1 protein-coding gene is annotated in these 589 nt (G+C 61.6%); it reads left to right on the top strand.

The window, feature by feature from the left end; all coding sequences use genetic code 11:
* Positions 1-589 (top strand): hypothetical protein (locus J4G14_13265; protein ID MCE2458759.1); only part of this gene is annotated, 589 nt, incomplete at both ends.

Genomic DNA, 589 nt, shown 5'->3' with positions numbered 1-589 from the left:
GAGTTCGTCCTTGAAATACAGACCGTCATGCCGCAGGATGCTGACGGCAACGACGTGATGCCTGACTTCAGCGCCTCCGTACCCACCCTGCCGGTCAACCCGCGCGACGTGGTCACCCTAGATGGGGACGACTCTACCGGCACACTGACCGTAGAGACGACATCCCCGGTCTTCTCAAACTTCACACCCGCACACGACACATCAGGCCGCGACGACAGGCCTCAGGTCAGCGCACAGGTCACCGATGGTGACTCGGGTCTGGACGAAGACGGAGAGAACATCTACGTCATCTTCCGCATAACCGAAGGCGCTTCAACCAGGACCGTCACCAAGAGCCCTGTCTCCGACGGTGAAGTCGATGACGTCGCAGGTGGCTTTGAGATCAAGCAGCGCATCACCGGCAGCGACGCCCCCGAGGGCGACGCCACCATTGAGTGGTGGGTGAAGGCTATGGACGAGGCAGGCAACGTCGGCTACTCCGACCGCCAGGCTTCGATAGATGGCGAAGAGAACCCCTGCACCGCCGACGGCGACACAGCGCTAACCGGACTTGAAGGCGCAGGCTGCCAGCCGTTCAAGATCATCGTGG

The organism is Dehalococcoidia bacterium (genome assembly GCA_021295915.1).
Classification (GTDB): Bacteria; Chloroflexota; Dehalococcoidia; order Lucifugimonadales; family UBA1123; genus VXRN01.
The sequence above is the reverse complement of the archived record's forward strand: the minus strand, read 5'-3'. Positions and strand labels throughout refer to the sequence as shown.